The 21,747-nt window shown below is 70.8% G+C and carries 18 protein-coding genes; 13 read left to right on the top strand and 5 right to left on the bottom strand.

The genetic code is table 11. The annotated features are described in order from the left end of the window. The 6 genes from K8640_RS28785 to K8640_RS28760 all read left to right on the top strand — a co-directional run bounded on the left by K8640_RS28785 (nucleotide 1) and on the right by K8640_RS28760 (nucleotide 6,881). On the top strand, nucleotides 1–2,193 hold the full coding sequence (locus K8640_RS28785; protein ID WP_223749981.1) for an HTH domain-containing protein: 2,193 nt from the start codon (nucleotides 1–3) through the stop codon (nucleotides 2,191–2,193). Nucleotides 2,194–2,260: 67 nt separating this feature from the next. Further along, on the top strand, nucleotides 2,261–3,175 hold the full coding sequence (locus K8640_RS28780; RefSeq protein WP_223749980.1) for a HEAT repeat domain-containing protein: 915 nt from the start codon (nucleotides 2,261–2,263) through the stop codon (nucleotides 3,173–3,175). Continuing rightward, a complete protein-coding gene (locus K8640_RS28775) occupies nucleotides 3,153–3,806 on the top strand; it encodes a hypothetical protein (RefSeq protein ID WP_223749979.1) in 654 nt (217 codons plus the stop codon). The genes K8640_RS28780 and K8640_RS28775 overlap by 23 nt, the downstream gene beginning before the upstream one ends. A gap of 108 nt (nucleotides 3,807–3,914) precedes the next feature. After that, on the top strand, nucleotides 3,915–4,940 hold the full coding sequence (locus K8640_RS28770) for a biotin--[acetyl-CoA-carboxylase] ligase (protein ID WP_255653554.1): 1,026 nt from the start codon (nucleotides 3,915–3,917) through the stop codon (nucleotides 4,938–4,940). A gap of 31 nt (nucleotides 4,941–4,971) precedes the next feature. After that, complete coding sequence (locus K8640_RS28765) at nucleotides 4,972–5,742, top strand: type III pantothenate kinase (protein WP_223749977.1); 771 nt, start codon at nucleotides 4,972–4,974, stop codon at nucleotides 5,740–5,742. Beyond that, nucleotides 5,739–6,881 carry a hypothetical protein gene (locus tag K8640_RS28760; RefSeq protein ID WP_141331228.1) on the top strand — a complete coding sequence of 381 codons (1,143 nt, stop codon included), beginning with the start codon at nucleotides 5,739–5,741 and terminating at the stop codon, nucleotides 6,879–6,881. The genes K8640_RS28765 and K8640_RS28760 overlap by 4 nt, the downstream gene beginning before the upstream one ends. Before the next feature lie 109 nt (nucleotides 6,882–6,990). Here the strand turns inward: K8640_RS28760 and K8640_RS28755 are convergent, their stop codons facing one another. The 4 genes from K8640_RS28755 to ald form a co-directional block, all read right to left on the bottom strand. Continuing rightward, nucleotides 6,991–8,763, bottom strand: a complete 1,773-nt coding sequence (locus K8640_RS28755) for a response regulator (RefSeq protein WP_223749976.1) — start codon at nucleotides 8,761–8,763, stop codon at nucleotides 6,991–6,993. Nucleotides 8,764–8,929: 166 nt separating this feature from the next. Further along, entirely contained in the window at nucleotides 8,930–9,811 is an 882-nt protein-coding gene (locus K8640_RS28750; protein ID WP_223749975.1) for an anti-sigma factor, read from the bottom strand. A 23-nt stretch (nucleotides 9,812–9,834) separates the two neighbouring features. Further along, entirely contained in the window at nucleotides 9,835–10,476 is a 642-nt protein-coding gene (locus K8640_RS28745) for a sigma-70 family RNA polymerase sigma factor (protein WP_141331222.1), read from the bottom strand. A 245-nt stretch (nucleotides 10,477–10,721) separates the two neighbouring features. Continuing rightward, nucleotides 10,722–11,846, bottom strand: a complete 1,125-nt coding sequence (ald, locus tag K8640_RS28740; RefSeq protein ID WP_223749974.1) for an alanine dehydrogenase — start codon at nucleotides 11,844–11,846, stop codon at nucleotides 10,722–10,724. Nucleotides 11,847–12,050: 204 nt separating this feature from the next. Between ald and K8640_RS28735 the strand changes: the two genes are divergently transcribed. After that, entirely contained in the window at nucleotides 12,051–13,355 is a 1,305-nt protein-coding gene (locus K8640_RS28735; RefSeq protein WP_223749973.1) for a radical SAM protein, read from the top strand. Nucleotides 13,356–13,431: 76 nt separating this feature from the next. Here the strand turns inward: K8640_RS28735 and K8640_RS28730 are convergent, their stop codons facing one another. Further along, the gene (locus tag K8640_RS28730; RefSeq protein ID WP_223749972.1) at nucleotides 13,432–14,301 is read right to left on the bottom strand and encodes a response regulator; all 870 of its coding nucleotides are present in this window, start codon (nucleotides 14,299–14,301) and stop codon (nucleotides 13,432–13,434) included. Between the two features lie 170 nt (nucleotides 14,302–14,471). On the opposite strand from K8640_RS28730, the gene K8640_RS28725 reads away from it, so the two are divergent. Genes K8640_RS28725 through K8640_RS28700 form a run of 6 tightly spaced genes read left to right on the top strand, consistent with a single transcriptional unit; the run spans nucleotide 14,472 to nucleotide 21,735 of the window. Then, a complete protein-coding gene (locus K8640_RS28725; RefSeq protein ID WP_141332955.1) occupies nucleotides 14,472–14,954 on the top strand; it encodes a chemotaxis protein CheW in 483 nt (160 codons plus the stop codon). After that, nucleotides 14,951–15,340 (top strand): Frizzy aggregation protein FrzB, encoded by a 390-nt coding sequence (locus K8640_RS28720; protein WP_223749971.1) that lies wholly within the window; start codon nucleotides 14,951–14,953, stop codon nucleotides 15,338–15,340. The genes K8640_RS28725 and K8640_RS28720 overlap by 4 nt, the downstream gene beginning before the upstream one ends. Before the next feature lie 5 nt (nucleotides 15,341–15,345). Beyond that, nucleotides 15,346–16,602: a methyl-accepting chemotaxis protein gene (locus K8640_RS28715; protein ID WP_223749970.1), complete on the top strand. Its 1,257-nt coding sequence runs from the start codon at nucleotides 15,346–15,348 to the stop codon at nucleotides 16,600–16,602. Between the two features lie 39 nt (nucleotides 16,603–16,641). Continuing rightward, nucleotides 16,642–18,918: a hybrid sensor histidine kinase/response regulator gene (locus K8640_RS28710; RefSeq protein WP_223749969.1), complete on the top strand. Its 2,277-nt coding sequence runs from the start codon at nucleotides 16,642–16,644 to the stop codon at nucleotides 18,916–18,918. Between the two features lie 34 nt (nucleotides 18,919–18,952). Then, on the top strand, nucleotides 18,953–19,957 hold the full coding sequence (locus K8640_RS28705; RefSeq protein WP_223750040.1) for a chemotaxis protein CheB: 1,005 nt from the start codon (nucleotides 18,953–18,955) through the stop codon (nucleotides 19,955–19,957). Then, entirely contained in the window at nucleotides 19,951–21,735 is a 1,785-nt protein-coding gene (locus tag K8640_RS28700; protein WP_223749968.1) for a CheR family methyltransferase, read from the top strand. Before K8640_RS28705 ends, K8640_RS28700 begins: the two co-directional genes overlap by 7 nt. Nucleotides 21,736–21,747 lie beyond the last annotated feature (12 nt).

Genomic DNA, 21,747 nt, shown 5'->3' with positions numbered 1-21,747 from the left:
ATGACATTTTACGAGGCCGCGCTCCGCATCCTGGAGAGCGAAGGACGTCCCCTCCACTTCCTTGAAATCACCGAGAAGTCCATCCAACAAAGCCTGCTCTCCCACGTCGGCAAGACGCCCGAGGTGACGATGCTCTCGCGCCTGGCCGCCATGGCGCGTCGCACGAGGGATCGCAAGGTGATTGTGACGGCGAAGGACACCTTCGCCCTGGTGGACTGGTCGATTCCCGAGGACGTGGAGGCGCTGGCGCAGACAGGCGTAATCGAGCCGAATCCGGAAGAGGACCTGCCGCCGCTCAGGCCGGCGGAGCGCCACCCGGAGCCGCGCACGGACAACGTGCGAGCGGCGGGCCGGGGCAGTGAGCGCAAGCGCCGCCGGGACGAGGACGAGGATCGGGGTGGAAAGCGCAAGCGCTTCCCGCCGCTGCCGGAGGTGGTGTTCGAGATCCTCAGCGACGCCGACGGTGGGCTGCGCACGGAGGCCATCATCGAGCGCGCCCGGAGCAAGGAGCTGTGCGCCGAGGACCTCACGGTGGAGGCGGTGCTCACGGCGCTCCTGGAGGACAACCAGCGTCGCATCGACGCGGGTCGCCGGCCGCAGTACGCGTTCAACAAGGACTCCGGCGAGGTGACGCTGGAGCGCGCGGGCTCGCCGAGCGAGGCGCCGTCGCTGGAGCTGCAGGCCGCGTTCGCGCAGGCGCTCGGGATTCCGCTGGAGGCGGGCCGGCCGGTGCTGGCGCGCTCCTCGGCCGCGGCGGTCGCGGGCGAGCCGGTGGTGGACGCGGCGCTGCTCACCACGCTGCGCACGTCGCTCAAGGACGCGCGCCGCGCGGTGGCGCGAGGGCTGCGCAAGCGCCTGGGCGACGCGGACGTGGGCACGTTCGAGAAGTCCGTCGTGAAGATGATGCACGGGCTGGGCTTCCGCGAGCTGAAGGTGGCCAAGCGCTCCAAGGAAGGCCCCCTGCTCACCGCGCGCAAGCGCGAGGGCAGCGTGGAGCTGCGCTACGCGGTGCGGATGCTCAAGGGCACGCCCGGCATCGACCGCAAGTGCGTGCAGGAGCTGCGGCGCGACCTGAGCCACTACTCGGCGCAGGTGGGCCTGCTGGTGAGCGCGGGCGACGTGCGCGGCGACGCGCGCACCGAGGCGCAGGCCAGCGGCTCGCTGGTGATGCTGTGGTGCGGCGACGCGCTGGGTGAGAAGTTCCTGGAGGCCGAGACGGCCGTCACCGTCACCCGGGTGGAGCTGTACGAGATCGACGAGCGCTTCTTCGAGGCCGCCAAGCTGGACGCCGAGGAGGCCCAGAAGCGCCGCGAGGAGCGTCAGCGCGAGAAGCAGTCCCGCGAGGACGAGTCCCCCGAGGTCGCCGCGTCGTCGGAGCGCCCGCGCGAGAAGCGTCGCCGCGAGCGTGGCGAGAAGCGCGCGTCCGCTTCGCCTTCGTCCGACGAGGTGGAGGTCTCCTCCGAGGGCGGTGAGGCTCGCGCCCAGGGCGACGTCGCGGTCGAGGCCGCTCCCGCCGTGTCCGCGCCCGCGCCGCAGAATACGGGCTCCGAGGACGAGGAGGGCGAGGACGACGACGAGGGTGATGACGACGACCTGGAGGCCGCGAGCGCCTTCGTGGGGGCCCGTCCGGAGGGCGCCGAAGCGAACGGCGAGCCCGGCCAGGGCGACCGCAAGCGCCGCCGCCGTCGCCGTCGTGGACGTCGGGGTCGTGGGAACCGGGGCGCCGAGGCTGGCGCCACTCCGGCGGGTGGCACTCCGGCGGAGGCCGCGAGCGGCGCCGCTCCCACGGGCGAGGCCGCGAGCGCGCCCCAGGCGCAGGCGGAGGGCGCTCTCGCTCCCGAGGGTGAGGCGAGCATCGCCGCGCCCCAGCCCCAGGCGGAGGGCACCCCCTCTCCCGACGGTGAGGCGGGCATCGCGAAGCACCAGGACCTGGCGGCCGCGCCCGAGGTCAACGTGAGCGAGGCCACCGCGCCGAGCCCGGAGGCCGTCCCCGTGGCGGGTTCCCTGGCCGAGGCGCTGGAGGCCAGCACCCGGACCGAGGGCATCACCGAGCCCGAGGCGCCGGTCCGCGAGGCGCAGGTCCAGCCGGAGGCGGTCGTCCCGTCCGTGTCCGGTCCGGAAGCGGAGTCGCACGAGGTGCGAGAGGATGCGCACCGTCCCGCGAAGAGCCCGTCCGAAGGGGGAGAGGGCTGACACCGTCTGGCGCGGAGGGTGGGAATGGCCGGCGCGGGCCCGCTTCGGGTGTTACCCTGAGGGGGCGATGAAGCCGGCCCTGATTCTCGCCTTCTGCGCCGTCCTCCTCGGCGCCTGCCGCTCGCAGGCGCCGCGCTACCCCGTCTCTCCGGTGGATGTCTCCGGAGCGACGGTGAAGGACAACGCCCTCCTGGGCCTGGCGCCCGAGGGCGTGGCGACGTTGTTCACCCAGTCCCTGAAGTCCTCCGGCCGCTTCGAGCTGAAGGGCGACGAGGTGACGAAGGACGTCCGGCCCTGGCGCCTGACGTTGGACGTGCCCTTCACGCGCGAGGTCCTGAAGGACGGGGATCCGCGCAGCTTCGCCGAGGTGGGCGCCAACCTCGTGCTGGAGCGCTTCGGAGGGGAGCTGCCCCAGCACTACGAGGTGGTGGGACTGGGCGAGGCGCCGGTGATGGAGGACTCGCCCGCGGGCCGGCAGGCCGCCATGCGCGCCGCGCTGGACGCCGTGCTCAAGCAGGTGACGGACTCCGCGGTGATGCAGCTCAACGCGCTGGAGCGCACGGACGACGTGCTGGTGCAGGAGCTGCGCGCGGACGATGCGCGGCTGCGTGAGTTCGCGCTGCGCACGCTGGCCGAGCGCCAGCACCCCGCCGCGGCGCCGCTGCTCATCGAGCGGCTCAAGGAGTCCTCGGACGGGGACGTGCTGCGCAAGACGATTGGCGCGCTGGTGGAGATGAAGGCGCGCGTGGCGGTGCCGGCGCTCATCGACCTGGCGCGCGGCAAGGACAATGGCTTCGTGCAGGAGCTCGTCTTCGCGGTGGGCGAGATTGGTGGCCCGGAGGCGGAGGCGTACCTGTATACGGTGGCCCAGGGGCATGACGCGCCCGCCGTGCAGGCCGCGGCGCAGCAGGCCCTGGAGACGCTCTACGCTTCACGCAAGCACATCACCGCGGAGGCGCGTGGCCGGGACCACGCGGACTGACATCGAGATGAACCGTTCGTTCGGAGTGGGCGCCGCCGCCCTGCTGGCCACGATGATGCTGGGGAGCGGCTGCTCCAAGCGCGTGGAGTCGGAGTCGCAGACGTCGGCCGTGGCCGGGAGCGTGGCGGACTACTACCCGCTCGCGGTGGGCAACAGCTGGACGTACCGGCAGAACGGCCGCGCCGACAAGCTCGTCACGGTGGAGATCCTCAAGCAGGAGGAGGGCTTCTTCCACGACAACCAGGGCGGCCAGCTCGCCGTGGATGCCTACGGGCTGAGGGACCCCAAGCGCTACCTGCTGCGGGGCCCCCTGGAGACCGGGCACGCGTGGACGAACGTGGTGTCGGTGTCGTCCACCGAGCGCTATCGCATCGTCCAGGCGGGCAGCGCGTGTGACACCCTCGCGGGCACCTTCCCGTCCTGCGTGCAGGTGGAGGGGCGCAACCGGGTGGATGCCCAGGCCACGCTCGTCAACGCGATGACGTTCGCGCCGGGCGTCGGGATGGTGCGCATGGAGATCTTCCTGGAGACGGCGAGCCAGCAGCGCATCCCCCAGACGCACCTGGAGCTCACCGCCTACGAGGTGGGTGGGAGTCGTGCCCCCGGGGCGAGCACCCCACCGGCCGGCTGAAGGCCGGGACGGAGGGCGAGGAGGGGCCGCCGAGGGCCCCGGCCCGGCGAGTTGAAAGCCCGGCCGCCGCTCCGTACCCTTGCGCTCTCGTGAGGTGTCGCCGTGGCCCTGGAATCGACCGAGCAGACGCAGGAGGAACTCATCCTCGGGTTCCTCTCCGAGAGTGGTGAGGACTACACCTCCGGGGAGGCCCTGTCGGGCAAGCTGGGGCTGTCCCGCACGGCGGTCTGGAAGCGGGTGGAGGCCCTGCGCACCAAGGGCTATCGCATCGAGGCCGTCCCCGCCCGGGGCTACCGCCTGGTGGAGGTCCCGGACCGCCTCACCGCGCTGGAGGTCGCGCCGCTGCTGGAGACCCATGACCTGGGCCGGACGGTCCATCACCACGCGGTGCTGGGCTCCACCAACGAGGTGGCGTTCCGGCTGGCGCAGGACGGCGCCGAGCACGGCGAGGTGGTGGTGGCCGAGCAGCAGACCTCTGGCAAGGGCCGCCGGGGCCGCGCCTGGGTGTCGCCGCCGGGGCTGAACCTGTACTTCTCCGCCATCCTCCGCCCGGAGCTGCCGCCCCAGCGCGCGCCGGAGCTGACGCTGGTGGCCGCCGTCGCGCTGGCGGAGACGCTGCGCGAGTGCGGGGTGGACGCCGCCATCAAGTGGCCCAACGACGTGCACATCGACGGGCGCAAGGTGGCGGGCATCCTCACGGAGCTGTCGGCCGAGCCGGAGCGGGTGCACTTCGTCATCGTCGGGGTGGGGGTCAACCTCAACTGCCAGGACGAGCACTTCCCCGAGGAGCTGCGCGGGGTGGCCACCTCGCTGTCGCTGGCCCGGGGCGAGAAGGTGCACCGCGCCCGGTTCGCCGCCTCCCTGTGGACGCGCATGGAGGAGTGGCTGGACCTGTACCTGGAGACGGGGTTCGACGCGGTGCGCGCCCGGTGGAAGGAGCTGTCGTCCACCCTGGGGCAGGACGTGCTGGTGCGCACGGACCGCAGCGAGTTGCGGGGCCTGGCCGAGGACATCGACCCGTCCGGCGCGTTGCTGGTGCGCACGGAGGGCGGACAGCTGGAGCGCGTGCTGGCCGGAGACGTGGAGCAGCTGCGCCCCAGGCAGTCGCCGCGCTCGCGCCAGACGCCCCGCTGAGCGGCGCCTTCGGAGTAGAGTGCGCGGGGTGATGCTCCTGGCCATCGACGTTGGCAACACCAACACCGCCCTCGGGGTGTTCGAGGGCCGACGGCTGCTCGACCACTGGCGCGTGGAGACGAGCACCCGGCGCACCTCGGATGAGTACGGCATCCTGGTGCGCCAGCTCTTCTCGCACAGCGGCATCGACGCGGCGAAGGTGGGCGCGGTGGCGGTGTCCAGCGTGGTGCCGCCGCTCCAGTTCAGCCTGGAGAAGATGAGCGAGCGCTACTTCCGCATGCGGCCCATGTTCGTGGGGCCTGGCGTGAAGACGGGCATGCCCATCCTCTACGACAACCCTCGCGAGGTGGGCGCGGACCGCATCGTCAACGCGGTGTCCGCGTACGAGAAGCACCGCTCGGCGCTCATCGTCGTGGACTTCGGCACCGCCACCACGTTCGACGCGGTGTCCGCGCGGGGCGAGTACCTGGGCGGCTGCATCTGCCCGGGCATCAACATCTCCATGGAGGCCTTGTTCCAGAACGCCTCCAAGCTGCCGCGCGTGGAGTTCGCGCGGCCGCCGCATGTCATCGGCCGCAACACGGTGCACTCGATGCAGTCGGGGCTCGTGTACGGCTACGTCGGGATGGTGGACGGCATCTGCGCGCGCATGCAGGCCGACCTGGGCCACCCCGTGAGGGTCGTCGCCACCGGAGGGCTCGCGCCGCTGGTGGCCAGTGAATCCAAGGCCATCCACGAAGTGGACGAGTTCCTCACGCTCGAGGGCCTGCGCATCATCTACGGAAGGAACCACGCGACATGACCACCGCCGCCCCCAGCAACGTCCCGGCGCCTCCCCCGGGCTGCCCCTTCAACGCGGAGTTCCTCCCGCCCAACCTGCGCAAGCACGTGGACCCGGCCGCGCCGGTGCCGCTGCGGATGATGGCCGCCAAGTCGCTCGTGCCGCTCAGCCCGTCCGACATGCTGGGCGCGCTGTACATGCTGACGTACGACCCGGACGCGGGCGTGCGCGAGACGGCGGCGAAGACGTCCGCGGGCCTGCCCGAGAAGATCCTCGGCTCCGCGCTGCGCGACGAGGAGGTGCAGCCCCAGGTGCTGGGCTACTTCCTCGGGCTGCTCAAGGACAAGGATGCCTACGCGGAGATGCTCGTCCTCAACTCGAACACGCCCGACGAGGCCGTGGCCCAGGTGGCGCGCGAGTGTGGACCGAAGCTGGCGGAGATCATCGGGCAGAATCAGCTGCGCCTGTTGCGCTACGAGGACATCCTGCGCGGCCTGTGCGCCAACGCCCAGGCGCCGGTGTCCCTCATCGACAGCGTCTGTGACTTCGCGGTGCGCAGCGGCCTGCAGCTGACGGACGTGCCGCAGATGAAGGCCGCGCGCGTGCGCCTGTTCGGCCCCGAGGCCGCCGAGGCGCCGCCGGACCCGGGCCCCACCGCGCAGGAGGTGCTCCAGGAGATGGGCGGCGAGGTGGCGGACGAGAACGCCGCGCCCATGGAGGAGGGCAAGCGCCTGACGCTGGCCCAGCGGCTGATGAAGATGTCCATCGCGGAGAAGATCAAGCTGGCCACGCTGGGCAACAAGGAGGCCCGCGGCGCGCTCATCCGCGAGACGAACAAGCTGGTCGCCGTGGCCGTCATCCGCAGCCCGCGAATCACGGACGGCGAGGTGCTCGCGTGCGCCTCCAACCGCGCGATGATGGATGACGTCCTGCGCGTCATCTACAACAACCGCGAGTGGACCAAGAACATGAAGGTGAAGTTGGCCCTGGTGAAGAACCCCAAGGTGCCGCTCACCGTCACGATGAAGTTCCTCAACGCCCTGCGCGACGGCGAGCTCAAGGACCTGAGCCGCGACAAGAACGTGCCGGCCGCGGTGCAGACGTTCGCCAAGAAGCTGCTGGAGAAGAAGACCGCCCCCAAGAAGACCGACGACAAGTAGGCGGGGCGGGGTGGGGGAGCCCTCTTTCAAAGAGGGCTTCGACCCCGGGTTCCACCGCCGCTCCAGCGCCTCGCGTCGAGCCAGTGGCGGGAGCGGCGTGGAGGCTGCCTCAGGCCGCCGCTTCGTCGGCGTCGTCGGCCACGGAGGAGGCGTTCTCCTCGAGCAGCTGCTGGGCGATGGCGAGCGCCTTCTTCGTCTTCTCGCGCAGCTTCTCGTCGTTCTTGATGCGCGCGTAGAGCTTGGTGACCCGCTCCTCGTTGCGCACGGCGGAGGCCTCCAGCTCGGCGATGCGGCGGCGCAGCTCGTCGGCCTCCTCGGCCGCGCGGGTGCCCTGCTCGGACAGCTCTGTCTGCGTCTGCTCCAGCTGGGAGCGCAGCTCCTCGGCCTCGCGCTGGGCGCTCTCCACCTGGCCGCGCAGGGTGTCGGCCTCCTCGCGCGCCGTCTGCACGTCGACCTCGAGCTGACCGGTGCGGTTGCGCAGCTCCTCCAGCTCCGCGTTGAGGCCCGCCGTCTGCGCGGCCTGCTGATCCAGCTCCTCCTGGAGCGTCGTCACCTGGGCGGCGGCGCCACGCGCCTCCTCCTTGGAGGTGGCGAGCTGCTGGTCCACGCGCTTGCGCTCCGCCGTCAGCGTGTCCACGCGGGTGGTGAGCGTCTTGATCTGCGCGTCGCGCCGGGCCATCTCCGACTCGGTCGTGCTGGACGCCTGCTCGAGCTCCAGGTGCTGGTCCTTGAGCTCGACGATCTCCTGGTCCTTCTGGTTCAGCTCCGTCTTGAGGCGGAGGATCTCCTTGTCGCGCTTGTTGACGGCGTCGCGCAGCGCGAAGGTGTCCTTGTCGTTCTTGCCGGTGGCGGCGCGGGCCGTCTCCAGCTCGGTGGCCTTGCCCTCCAGCTCGGCCTCCAGCTCACGCACCCGGTCCTCGGCCTGGGCGGCGGTGCCGCGCGAGTCCTCCAACGCGGCCTGCAGCTCGGCCACCTTCGCGCGCAGGCTGCGCAGTTCGGCGGCGTCCGCGGCGGAGGTGACAGGCGCCGCGGCCACGGGCGCGCTGGTGGCCACCGCGGGCGTGCGCGCGGGCGGCGTCGGCGTGCGCGCGGGGGGCGGGGTGGTGGCCTTGGGCGGCTCGATGACCTTCAGCGGGGCGGGCGCCACCGGCGCGGTGGCGACGGGCATGAAGCCCACGACCGTCTTCTCCGAGTCGTCCAGCGAGTCCAGCGCGTCGTCCGCGTCCGAGCCGAGCGCGTCCAGGCCGGAGAAGTCCTCCTCCACGCCCTCGACGACGGCGTCGGGCGGGGCCTCCACGGGCTCCTCGACGATGGCGGCGGGCTCGGGCTCCGGCGACGACATGTCGCTGAACGCCGCGTCCAGGTCCAGCTCCTCGCCGGCGACCGCGGGCTCCTCGTCCTCGCCGGTGTCGACGGAGATCTCCTCACCGAAGTCCGCCGTCATCGGCTCGTCGCCGAGCGCGTCCAGCGTGAGGCTCTCGTCGACCACGTCCTCGGAGACGGCCACTTCGGGGAAGCCGATGATGGCGCCCACGCGCTCGGTGAGCAGGTTGGCGTCCACCGGCATGGGCACGTACTCGTCCGCGTGCGCCTTCAGCTTGCGGTGCTGCGCGAAGCCATCCGGGTTGCCGACGATGACGATGGGGACGTTCTTGAGGTCGTCGTCCTTCTTCAGCTTGCCGCAGATGAGGTAGCCGTTCTGTCCGGCGGACAGCTCCACCGCCAGCACGACGAGGTCGGGCCTGTCGCGGCGAATCTGCTCCACGCTGCCCTTGCCGTCCGCGGTGTCCTCCACGGTGAAGCCCCGTCCCTCCAGGACGGGCCTCAGGGTGGCTGCGAGGGCGGTGTCGCTCTTTTCGACGATCAGGATTTTCTTGGACATGTAGGAACGGCCCGACCTGGGTGCGGCGCGCGCGGGCGCCACGGGTGACGGTGGCGCGCGAGGAAAGAAGCGCCGTCGAGGCTATCGGCCATGTCAGGGACCGTCAAATGTTCGGGCCGTACGAAACTCCGCCCGCAGGGCAGTCGGGCAGGCGCCACGGCGCGCTTCAGGGAAACGACGCGGGCTCGACGGAGACGGCGGGGCGCGAGCGCGCGGGCATCGGGAGTGTCTGGTACGAGTAATTCCCGTCCGCGGACTCCATCGCCCGGGGCGTGCTGGCCAACGCGGCGCCGTGCTCGCGCTCCTCGAGCATGCGCAGGATGTCACGCTCGTCCATGTCGGTGACCATCTCGTAGACGACCTCGTGGTCCCGCCAGGTCACGATGTTGAAGCCCTGCGCGGAGTCGACCTCCACCGCGGGCAGCGCCTGGGGACGGGGGCTCGCCTCGTCCGGCACCACGAACACGCCGAGCCGCCGGCTGGGGCCACCCTCGTCGGGGAGCGTCTCGTAGCTGATGTACGCCACTTCGCGGCCGTTGAGGATGGAGATGCGGCCGCCCAGCGGCTTGGCGCGAGGCAGCTGCGGCAGCGCGACGCGAGGGTCCACCGTGCCCTTGAACCACGTCTCCAACTGCTCGGAGTTGGACGCGGTGACTTCGTACGGCAGCGGACGCTTGAAGCGCAGGACCAGCTCTTCCTTCGCCAGACGCTCCCGCTTGCCCGCCTGATACGCGGACCAGCCGCTCGTCACCGTCACCACCACCAGGGCGACGGCGCCCGCGCGCAGCCAGACCCCATATTGCGCGCGGCGGTGCTCCTGGTGGAGCCCCTGGGCGATGCCCGCGCGGAGCGAGGCCGGGGCTTGCATCCGCTGCACGGAGTGTCTGGCGGCCCGCCGCAGGGCGAGCTGCATGTTCCGCTCTTCCTCCACGCGGCGCTGACATCCAGCGCACGCGGAGAGGTGGGATTCGAGGTCGACCCGCTCCTCCGGCTGGAATTCGCCGTCGAGGTACGGATACAGAAGCCGTTCGAGTTCCTGGCAGGTCATGGGCGCGCGGTAGGAACCTGTTTCTACCCCGTCTTCTTCCTTTGACGATACTCTTCGAGGTTCGCCGGGGTCTCCGCGCCCTCTCCCTCGTGGCGGAAGACACCCTGGCCCACCGCGTACTCGCGCAGCGTCTTCTGCAGGAGCTTGCGGCCTCGGAACAGGCGGCTCATCACGGTGCCGACAGGGCACTCGAGGATCTCGGCGATCTCCTTGTAGGAGAACTCCTGCAGGTCCGCGAGGATGACCACCAGCCTGAAGTCGATGGGCAAGGAGTCGATGGCGCGCAGCACGTCGTCCGACAGGAGCCGGTCGAAGAAGTACTGCTCCGGGTTGGCCGCGAAGTCCGTCGCGTCCCGGCTCACGAAGCGCTCGTGCACCGCCTCGCGCTCGACGCCCTCCACCACCGTGCGCTCCTTCACCTTGCGCCGGTAGCGGTTGATGAACGTGTTGGTGAGGATCTTGAAGAGCCAGGCCTTGATGTTGGTGCCCCGCTCGAACTTGTCGAAGAAGCGGTAGGCCCTCATGCAGGTGTCCTGCACCAGGTCCTCGGCATCGCGCTCGTTCTTCGTCAGGCGCAGGGCCGCCGAATAGAGCGGGTCCAGGTGGGCCAGCGCCAGTTCCTCGAATTCCTGCTTCGTCCGGTTGGGTTGTCTGAAATCCAACATGTCCCGCCTTCCAGAGGCCCGAAACAATTGGGGAATGAGTTGTCGCCTGCCCATCAATGTATGCACGGGAACAGAACTGGCAACAACGGCTTCCCAGTCACACCCGCCCGTCCGGTCGCTTCGGGTACGCCAGACTCCCGACGGGGAACTTTATTCCCCATTTTCAATAACGAAGGGGAGACGGGATGTCGCCATCCACGCCTCCCCCCTCGGGAAGTGCCCTGCCTGTCAGGCTGCTGGGCGGGCTACTTGCGCGCGAGCGCCTCGGAGATGGAGAGGTACTCGTACCCCAGGTCCTTGGCGACGGCCTCGTAGGTGACGTGGCCGTTGTAGGTGTTCATCGCACGGGCCAGGGCGCGGTCCGACTTCACGGCCTCCACCAGGCCCATGTCGGCGATCTTCCGCGAGTAGGGACGGGTGGTGTTGGTGAGGGCGTACGTGGACGTCTGGGGGACGGCGCCGGGCATGTTGGCGACGCAGTAGTGGACGACGCCGTGCACCTCGAACGTCGGGTTGTCGTGCGTGGTGGGCTTGCAGGTCTCGATGCAGCCGCCCTGGTCCACCGCGACGTCGACGACGACGGAGCCCGGGGTCATCTCGGAGATGAGCGACTCGGAGACGAGCTTGGGGGCCTTGCCGCCGGGGATGAGCACCGCGCCCACGACCAGGTCGGCCTCGCGCACGGAGGCGGCGATGCTCTCCGTGTCGGAGGCGAGCACGCTGACGCGGCCGAGGAACACGTCGTCCAGGTAGGTCAGGCGCTCCAGGTTGACGTCGAGGATGGTGACCTCGGCGCCCATGCCCACGGCGACCTTCGCGGCGCACAGGCCGACGACGCCGCCACCGATGACGGTGACGCGGCCGCGGCGCACGCCGGGCACGCCGCCCAGCAGGATGCCCTTGCCACCGTGCGCCTTCTCCAGGCACGCGGCGCCCACCTGGATGGCCATCTTCCCGGCCACCTCGGACATGGGCTTGAGCAGGGGCAGGCTGCCGTCATCCAGCTGCAGCGTCTCGTACGCGACGGCCGCCGCCTTCTTCTTCACCAGCGTCTTCGTCAGCTCCGGGTCCACACCGGCCAGATGGAAGTACGTGTAGATGATCTGCCCGGGCTGGATGCGCTCGTACTCCGGCGCGATGGGCTCCTTCACCTTGACGATCATCTCCGCGCGCTTCCAGACCTCGTCCGCGCTGGCGACGAGCGTCGCGCCCACGCGCTGGTACTCCGAGTCGGGGATGCCAGAGCCGACGCCGGCGTTCGTCTCGACCAACACCGTGTGGCCCGCGCTCGTGAGCGCGCGCACGCCCGCAGGCACCATGCCGACGCGGTACTCACGGGTTTTGATCTCCTTGGGAACTCCGACGATCACGACTTGCCTCCGAGAGGGGGACTGAAAAAGCGCGCGGACCCTAACGGGGCCCCCAGAGGGAATCAAGGCGTCCGCCCAAGCGGTGCACATGTCACCGGTGAGCCTTTGTTACCTCGGAGGGATGACGCGCGGCGTTGAATGCAGTGCGTCCGATGACGGTTCGGCATCGAAACAGAAGGGGGGCCGGTGGTAGTTAGCGTCCCCATGACGTCCGCGCCGAAGCTGCTGTTCGCCGACCCCAAGGGCCGGGTGATGGAGCATCCCTACCTGCTGGCCACGCTGCGCAGCGGAGAAGAGCTCGTTCCTCCCCAGGACAAGCCCATCCCGCTGCCGTCCGCAGGCAGGCTGGTGCACCTGCCGGGCAGGCTGCCCGTCGGCCTGCACCCCGACACGGGGGAGCTGGAGCTGGTGCGGCAGATGAACGTGGGCGGCAAGTCGTTCGTCCCCAACGCGGTGGGCGCGCTGCTGCCCCCGGGCTACACGCGCACGTTCCTTCCGGGCGAGGTGAAGGGAGACGGGCCGGTGCTGCCGCAGTGGGCATACACGGCGGCGGCGTGGGGGAAGGATGGGCCGGTGGCGTGGGCCATCCACACGGACCGCCGCTCGCATTGGGATCCGGAGCGCTACTCCACGCCGGACATGAAGGCGCTCGTGGACGCGCACATGAAGCGCTTCCCGGACAACCGCGTGCTCAAGCAGCTCAAGACGTGCGCGCTGTTGTACCGGTGCTTCACGTCGCAGAACACGTTCTATGTCCGCGACGAGGCGGCCATCCCCGCGTCCGTGATGTGCAACGCGCGCTGCGTGGGCTGCATCTCCGACCAGCCGGCGGACGGACCTCCCGCGTCGCACGAGCGCATGGATGACGGGCCCACCGCGGAGGAGATGGGCGCCATCGGCCTGTTCCATCTGGAGAACGCGCAGGGCCGCACCATGGTGAGCTTCGGCCAGGGCTGCGAGGGCGAGCCGCTCACGCGCTGGAAGTTCATCGCGGAGTCCATCCGCTACATGCGTGCGCGCACGCAGAAGGGCTCCATCAACATCAACACCAACGCCAGCCTCACCCAGGGCCTGGAGGCGCTGCTCGACGCGGGCCTGGACGCCGTGCGCGTGTCGCTCAACGCGGCGACCAAGGGCCTCTACGAGGCGTACTACAAGCCGGTGAAGTACGGCTGGGAGGACGTGGAGGCGTCCATCGCCCTCGCGCGCGAGCGCGGCGCGTACCTGGCGCTCAACCTGCTCCTGTTCCCCGGCGTCACGGACCGCGAGGGCGAGGTGAAGGCGCTGGAGCGGCTGGTGAAGAAGTACCGCGTGGACCAGGTGCAGACGCGCTCCCTGGCCATCGACCCGCTCCAGTACCTGGAGGCCGCGCGCGACGTGGGCGCGGGCGGAGAGCCGGTGGGCGTGCGCACGCTGCTGCAGCGACTGAAGGCGGCGCGGCCCGGCATCATCATCGGCAACTTCGCGCGGGGACTCGAGGAGCGCGAGAACGCCGCGGGGCGCGGGTAGGGCGCTCGACTCGGGAGGATGGGGCCCGGTGAGGAGGGCCCTTCATCCAGCAGGACGGGACGACGTGGGCGGAGGGCTACTCGCCGCCGGGGGGCATCAGCTCCTTGGCCACCAGGTTGCCCATCACGGCGTCCTTGGGGATGTAGCCGTCGGCGCCAGCCTCGCGGCAGATGCGCTGGAGCTCCTCGACATTCTCGCCGGAGCACAAGAGCACCTTGATGCCCTTGAAGAGGCTGTTGCTCTTGATGAAGCGGCAGAACTGCTCGCCGTTCACGTTGGGCATGCGCACGTCCAGCAGCACCAGGTCCGGACGCGTCTGCTTCTTGAGGATGATCTTCGTGGCCTTGTCCGCGGTGTCCGCGACGTGGACCTCGAAGCCCTTGGCGACCAGGTCCGCCTCGATGATCCGCGCGGTCATCTCACTGTCGTCGACGATGAGGATGCGCGGCTTGCGGCCGCCCGTGCTGGGCGCGGCCTTGAGGCCCGTGGAGGCGATGGGCGCGGGCGCGGCGGGGGCCGCCTGGGGGGCCTCCGTGGGGGCGGGCGCGGCGGGAGCGGGGACGGCGGCGGGGACACCCAGGGCGGGGGCGCCGATGAGGTTCATCACGCCGCTGATGACGGCCTCCAGGCCGCCGCTCTTGAGGATGTAGCCGTCCGCGCCGGAGGCCTTCGTCTTGCCGGCCAGCTCCGCCTCCGAGATGTCGGAGTAGAGCACCAGCTTGGAGGTGACCTTCTTCTGGCTCCGGAGGTACTCGACGACGTCGTCGCCGAACATCTCCGGCATGTTCACGTCCATGAGGATGAGCGCGAACGGCCCCTCGGAGAGCTTCTGGTTGAGGCTCGTCAGGTCCTGGGCCCCGCTCACCTGATAGCCGGCGGCGGTGAGGGCCCGGACGGTGAGCTCCACCAGCATCGGGCTGTCATCAATGACCAGTACGCGCGACATCGTCCTCCTCAAAGGATTCGGGGTGGAACCCTACACCTTTGGTTCAGCGCGGACCATCGAAACGGCGAGCGGCCGGCCAGCTTGATGCCGACACTTGACCGGTTTTCGTCCCCTCCGGATACTCGGACGCCTTGACCACGACCTCGACTCCCCTCCAGCGAGCACTCCGGATGGCTCCGGACCGCGCCGTGGCCGTCCAAGCCCGACCGGAGCAGGAGTTCTTCTGCTTCCGGGTGGGAGACCTGCGGCTCGGCGTGCCCAGCGAGAACGTCCTCGAGGTGTTCCGCGCCGGCCTGCTCACCCCCCTGCCGAGGACGCCCTCCTTCATCATGGGCGTCACGGGCCACCGCGGCGAGGTGCTGCCTGTGGTGGACCTCCTGCGCTTCCTCTCCAAGGGCGAGGCGCGCATCGGTCCCCGCACGCGCCTGTTCATCGGCATCACCGGGAGCATCGTCGCCGGGGTCGTCGCCGACACGGTGCTGGGCCTGCGCCGCATCCCCGTGGCGGACATCCTCCCACCGCCGCTGGGCGGTGACGCGGCGGCCGAGCACCTGATGGGCGTGGTGCCGGGCGCCACGCCGCAGGACAGCATCAACCTGCTCAACTTCTCCAAGCTCTTGCAGACGGCCAGGCAGCGCGCGGTGGCCCGATGAACGACGAGTCGCTCGACCTGGAGGAGAAGGTGGAGGAGGTGGACATCCTCTTCTTCGAGATCGGCGGGGGCGTGTTCGGCACGGACGCGTCGCAGGTGCTGCGGATCGATCGCTCGTTGCCGGAGGACATCACCCTGCCGGAGCTGGGCCTGTTGCACCGGGGCAACCGCGCGCTGGTGTTCGACACGCCGGAGGGCGAGGGCCACCTGAAGGTGGACGCCGTCCGGGGCGTGCGCCCCATCCCCGTGACTCAACTTCGCCGCATGCCCCCCACGGCGGGCGCGGCCGCTTATGCCGTCGGTGTGTGCCTGGAAGAAGCCCGCACCGTGTTGCTGATTGACCTGGTGGAGACCGCCAGGACCCGAGGAACTCAAGGAAGGCACTGACCGCAATGTCCCTGGACACCCCCAACGAGAAGCCCACGTCCAAGGCCCGTTCCGCCCGGAAGGCCCCTGCCTCCAAGGCGGCCGGTGCCGCCGCGCCCGCGGCCCCCATCCCCCACAAGGCCTTCACCGACACGCTGTTGACGGTGCTCGCCGGCAACCTCCAGGCCCGCGTCCCCAAGGAGCTGGTGGGCGAGGGCGGCGAGGAGCTGGCCCACCTGCTCAACCAGGTGCTGGACAACTTCGCCAGCTCCGAGCACCGCAAGCACGTGGCGGCGCAGGAGATCGACCAGGCCCTGGACGCGCTCATCAGCCTGGTGCGCGAGGGCGATTTGTCCCGGTGGAACACCACGACCGAGGACCCCCAGCTGGGGCCGCTGCTCGAGGGCTTCGGCAAGGTCATCGAGACGCTGCGCACGTTCGTGCGGGAGATCAACGAGGCGGCGCTGAGGCTGTCCTCGTCCGCCAACCAGGTGCTCGCGGCGTCCACGCAGCACGAGACGTCCTCCACGGAGCAGGCCGCCGCCATCCACGAGACGACGGCGACCATGGAGGAGCTCAAGCACGCCTCCGCGCAGATCGCCGAGAACGCGGGCAGCGTGGCGCGCGTGGCCGAGGAGACGCTGGGCGCGGCGCGCGCGGGCCGGGGCGCCATCGGTGAGTTGATCCAGGCGATGCAGCAGATCCGCAGCGACGGCGTCGCGGTGGCGGACTCCATCGCCAAGCTGTCCAAGCGCGTGGAGCGCATCGGCACCGTGGTGGAGGTCATCGACGAGATCGCCGACCGCTCGGACCTGCTCGCGCTGAACGCGGCGCTCGAGGGCAGCCGCGCCGGTGAGGCGGGCAAGGGCTTCTCCATCGTCGCGGCGGAGATGCGCCGCCTGGCGGAGAACGTCCTGGACTCCACCAAGGAGATCAAGAACCTCATCACGGAGATCCGTGAGGCCACCGCCGCGGCCGCGGGCGCCGCCGAGGCGTCCAAGTCCGCCACCGAGTCCGGTGAGAAGCTGGGCGCCGTCGCCGCGCAGGCCGTCGAGGGCATCCTCGCCGGCGTGCAGGAGACGAGCGACGCCGCTCGCGTCATCAACCTCGCCACGCAGCAGCAGCGCACGGCCACCGAGCAGGTGGTGGCGTCCATGGCGGAGATCGAGGACGTGACGCGTCAGACGACGCAGGCGTCGAAGCAGGCGACGGGCGCGGCCGCGGAGCTCACGCAGCTGGCCGCTCGTCTCGCGGAGCTCATCAAGCGCTTCAAGGCCGACTAGCTCTTCCGGGAAGGGGAGGGTGCGCAGCACTCACCGCCCATGGACACCGAGGCTCTCAAGAAATCCCTCCTGAAGAAGTTCCAGGAGGTCACGGCCGACCGCCTCCAGAAGATTCAGCTGGGCGTGTTGGACCTGGAGAAGGAAACCGCGGACCAGGCCGCGGACGACGTCGCGCGCGAGCTGCACACGATGAAGGGAGAGGCCCGCATGCTGGGCCTCGCCGCCATCGGTCAGCTCGCCCACGCGGCGGAGGACGTCCTGCGCGCCGAGCGCGAGGGACGCACGGCCACGGAGATCGCCACGGACGTCATGCTCCGTGCCTGCGACGTCCTGTCGGACCTCATCGAGGACCTGTCCGGTGCCAACACCGGCACGCCCGCCAGCGAGGACATGGTCCGCGCGCTGGCGGAGGTCTCCGGTCAGGCCGCGCCCGCCATCCCCGGCGCGAAGCCCCCGCCGCCCGCGCCCGCCCCCGTGGTGGCCGCGCCGGTGCAGGCGCCCGTGGTCCGGGCTCCGGTGGTGGAGGCGCCCGTCGCCGCGGCGCCCGTGGCGCATGCTCCCGCGCCCGCGTCGGGCCGCGCGGAGGAGGAGGCCCCGAGCGCCGCCAAGTCGGCCATCGCCGACCGCACCATCCGCGTCAACGTGGAGGTGCTGGACTCGCTGGGGCTGCTCGCCGGCGACCTGCTGGTGGAGAGCGCCCGGGGGCGGCTGCGCAGCTCCGAGACGGAGGAGCTGTTCGAGCGCTTCAGCCGCATGGGCGACCGGTTCCTGCGCCTGGCGGAGGCGCTGGACATCCCGCTGGAGGTGCGCGCGCAGCTGGACCGCGTCGAGAGCGACCTGCACATGCTGCGCGACGATGCGTTCCGCTTCGTGCGGCGCAACGACGACGGCATCAACACGCTGCACGGCAACCTGTCGAAGATGGCGGACCACGTGGCCGAGGCCCGGCTGGTGCCGCTTTCCACGGTGTTCGACGCCTTCCCGCGCGCGGTGCGCGACATGGCGCGCACGCAGACGAAGGAAGTGGACCTGCTCATCGAGAACGCCGACATCGGCGTGGACCGGTCCATGCTGGGCGACGTGCGCGACGCGCTGGTGCACCTCTTGCGCAACTCGGTGGACCACGGCCTGGAGTCCCCGGACACGCGCCAGGCGCTGGGCAAGCCGCAGACGGGCCGCATCCGCATCCGCGTGCGCGTGGACGGCGACATGCTGCACATCGAGGTGGAGGACGACGGGCGCGGCATCGACCCGGAGCGCCTGCGCCAGGTGGCCATCAACAAGCGCCTCATCACCGCGGTGCAGGCCGCCTCGCTGTCGGAGCGCGAGGCCATCGAGCTCATCTTCCGTCCGGGCTTCTCCACCCGCGAGCAGGTCAGCGAGCTGTCCGGCCGCGGCGTGGGCATGGACGTGGTGAAGCGCAAGGTGGAGACGCTCGGCGGCTCCGTCGGCGTCAACAGCCGCATCGGCCGTGGCACCACCATCACCCTGCGGCTGCCCCAGTCGCTCGCGTTGATGAAGGTGCTGCTGGTGCGCCTGGGCGACGACGTCTACGGCATGCCCGCCGCGGACGTCGAGGCCGTGATGCGCGTCAAGCCGGAGGACCGGCTGGAGATCTTCGGCACCCTCGCGGTGCGCCACCGGGGCAAGCCCACGGCGCTCGTCGCGCTGGGGCCGCTGCTCGGCCTCAACGGCGGCAACCGCTTCGACAAGCCGCCGGCCGTCGTCGTGCGCCACGGCGAGGACCACGCGGCGCTGGTCGTCGACGGCTTCGTGGACGAGCGCGAGGTGGCGGTGAAGCCGTGCGGCGGTGAGTTCCTCAAGGGCGCGCCCTTCATCGCGGGCACCGCCGCGCTGGAGGACGGCCGCATCGCCGTGCTGCTGCACGTCCCGGACATCATGGCGGAGGTGCGCCGCATGGCGCGGCCCGTCACCCAGGCTCCGGCCGCCAAGCGGCTCCGGGTGTTGCTGGTGGACGACTCGCCCATTGCCCGCGCCACCGAGGGCGCGCTCGTCAAGGCGCTGGGGCACATGGTGGAGGAGGCGCAGGACGGCGAGGAGGCCTACGGCAAGGTGCAGAACAACACCTACGACCTCATCCTCACCGACGTGCAGATGCCGAAGATGGACGGCTTCTCGCTCGCGCGCAGGCTGAAGTCGACCCCCGCCGTGGCACGCATCCCCGTCATCATCCTGTCGTCGCTCGCCTCGCCCGAGGACAAGCGGCGCGGCCTGGATGCGGGCGCTGACGCGTACCTCGTCAAGGGAGAGCTGGGCGTGGAAGTGCTCGCCCAGGCCATCGATCGGCTGACCTGAGGAGCGGCGTTTGGGCGGACCGGTCGCGGCGGCGATGGCGTTCAGGGTGCTCATGGTGGGCAAGGGGCTGCGCGCGCTCGCGGCCCGGGGCCTGTTCGACGGCGAGTCGCTCGTCCCGGTGGGGCCCGCCGAGGTCGACTTCCCCGGCGCGCTCGTCGCCGTGCAGCGCCACTTCCCGGACGTGGCGCTGGTGGACCTCACCGGCCTGGAGGCGCTGGAGGCCATCGAGCAGGTGATGGCGGGGCGGCCCGTGCCCGTGCTGGCGCTCCACCCCGGGGCCCTCACCGGCCAGGAGGCCTTCCAGGCCATGGCCCTGGGCGCGCTGGACGTGATGGAGCGCCCGGCGATTCCCGGCCCGGAGTTCTGGGCCCACGTGTCGCGCAAGCTGGTGATGCTGGCCCAGGTGAAGGCCGTGCGGCAGACCCAGACGCGCCCCTCGGCGAAGCTGCCCAAGGAGGACCTGCCCGCGCCGCCCTATCCCCTGGTGGCCATAGCCGCCTCCCTGGGGGGGCCCAAGGCGGTCGCACAGGTACTGCGGAAGATTCCACGAGACTTTCCCGCGCCCATCGCCTACTGCCAGCACATCAGCGAGGGCTTCACGGAGGGCCTCGCGCACTGGCTGACGATGGAGACGGCGCTGGGAGTGACGGAGGCGGAGCACGGCATGGTGATGGTTCCCGGGACGGTGTACATCGCCCCGTCGGGCAGTCACCTGTTGGTGCGACCGGAGGGCAGGTTGGAGCTGGACTCGGGGCCCGCGCTCCGTGGATTCCGGCCCTCGTGTGACATGCTGCTCACTTCGGCCGGGGAGTCCTTCGGCTCGCGCTGTGTCGGAGTCATCCTGACGGGAATGGGGCGGGATGGGGCTCGGGGGATGAAGGAGATCCGGGAGCGGGGAGGGCGGACCATCGCCCAGGATGAGAGCACGTCCGCGGTGTGGGGCATGCCTCGCGAGGCGGTGTTGCTTGGGGCGGCGCAGGAGGTGCTGCCGCTGGAGCGCATCGGCCCCACGTTGGTGCAGTGGGTGGAAGCGTGCTGAACGTGAGCAACAAAGTGCTTCAGCAGCTCGCCGCGCTCCTCCTGGAGCGCGCGGGGCTGAAGATCACCCCGGATGGGTTCCACAGCCTGCGGCTGGCCCTGTCCACCCGGATGCCCGTGCTCGGCATCGAGGAGCCGGAGCGCTACCTCCAGAGGCTGACGGGCGTGGGGGGCGAGGAGGAGCTGCGCTCGCTGTTGCCCCTGGTGACGGTGGGGCACACGGAGTTCTTCCGCGACGCCAAGCAGTTCCGCGCGCTGGAGAAGAGCGTGCTGCCGGACCTGCTCGCCCGCGCGCGGCGGGAGATGCGCAAGGTGTCCATCTGGTCCGCGGGCTGTGCGACGGGCGAGGAGCCCTACAGCATGGCCATGGTGCTGGCGGAGCTGGGGGCGCTGTCCGCGGAGGTGGACCTGTGGGCCACCGACCTGAACCTGGCCGCGGTGGAGGCCGCCCGGCAGGGGAGGTTCTCCACGCGCCGGAGCATCAGCATCCATCCGGAGCGGCTGGCCCGCTTCTTCCGCCCCGTCGAGGATGGCCACGAGGCGCTGCCCGCGCTGCGTGAGTACATCCGCTTCGATGGACAGAACCTGGCGGTCCCCGTCTTCGACAAGGTCGCGCTGAACTCGCTGGACCTCATCCTCTGCCGCAACGTCATCATCTACTTCGACCTGCCCACCATCCGCGGGCTGATGGACCGCTTCCTGAGCGCGCTCCGGCCCGGGGGGCTCTTGTTCCTCGGGTACTCGGAGAGCCTCTTCAAGGTCTATGACCGCTTCGAGATGATCGAGGTCGACGGCGCCTTCGTGTACCGGCGCCCGCCCAGCGACAAGGGCTACCGTCCGCCGCCGCTGCGCATCCACCCGTACCCCGTCTCCACCGAGCCGCCGGCCCGCGCGCCGGAGCCCGAGCCCTTCTCCCCGGCCGTCTACGCCCGCCCCGCGGTCGAGCTGGCCCAGGGCGCCCGTCCTCGCGCGAGCACCCCGGACACCGCGTCCACCCGAGGTCCCGGCGCGCTCTCCGGTGCCTTCCCGGCCGTGCGCCCGCTGCCCGCCGCGTCCACGACGCAGGCCTCCGGCACGCATCCGCCCGCGACGACGAAGACCAACGACCTGGGCCGTCCCCGCGTCACCGTGGAGCTGCCGGCGGTGAGCGCCGCGGACGCGGTCCGCACGCGTCCCACCGTGGAGCTGCCGGCGGTGTCCGCGCCCGCGCGCACCGTCACCGGTGAGCTTCCCGCCGCCACCGCGTGGCCCAAGCTGCTGCCTCCCGCGGAGCGGCTGGCCATGGCGGTGCGGAAGATGACGCAGGGGGACTTCCCCGCCGCCATCCAGGGCGTGCAGCGCCTGCTGGTGGACGAGCCGAGTGATCTCGACGCGCTGCTCACGCTGGGCAATCTCTACTCGCTCACCGGCCGCATCACCGAGGCGCGGGAGGCGTTCGCCCAGGCCATCCAGCGCGAGCCGCTGTGCGTGGAGGCGCGCGTGTTCGGTGGCGTGGCCGCGCTGCAGGCCGGGGAGCTGCGGGAGGCGCGCTCGGAGCTGGGCAAGGCGCTCTTCCTGGAGCCCACGCTCGCCATCGGCCACTACCTGCTGGCACAGGTGCAGGAGCGCAGCCACGACTCCGAGGCGGCCCGTCGCAGCTACCGCAACGCGATTGCGCAGCTGCGCTTCCCCCAGCGCACGCTGGCGGGGCACTACCCGGAGATGCTGGACTCGGCCGAGGCCATCTCCCGCGCGGCGCGCTATGCGCTCGCCGCGCTGGAGGAGCAGCCTCCGCACTGAGTGTCGCGCGGA

It is taken from the genome of Myxococcus sp. XM-1-1-1, from assembly GCF_020037095.1.
Lineage (GTDB): Bacteria > Myxococcota > Myxococcia > Myxococcales > Myxococcaceae > Myxococcus > Myxococcus fulvus.
Note: the sequence above shows the minus strand (reverse complement) of the source record. Positions and strands in the feature narration are given on the sequence as shown.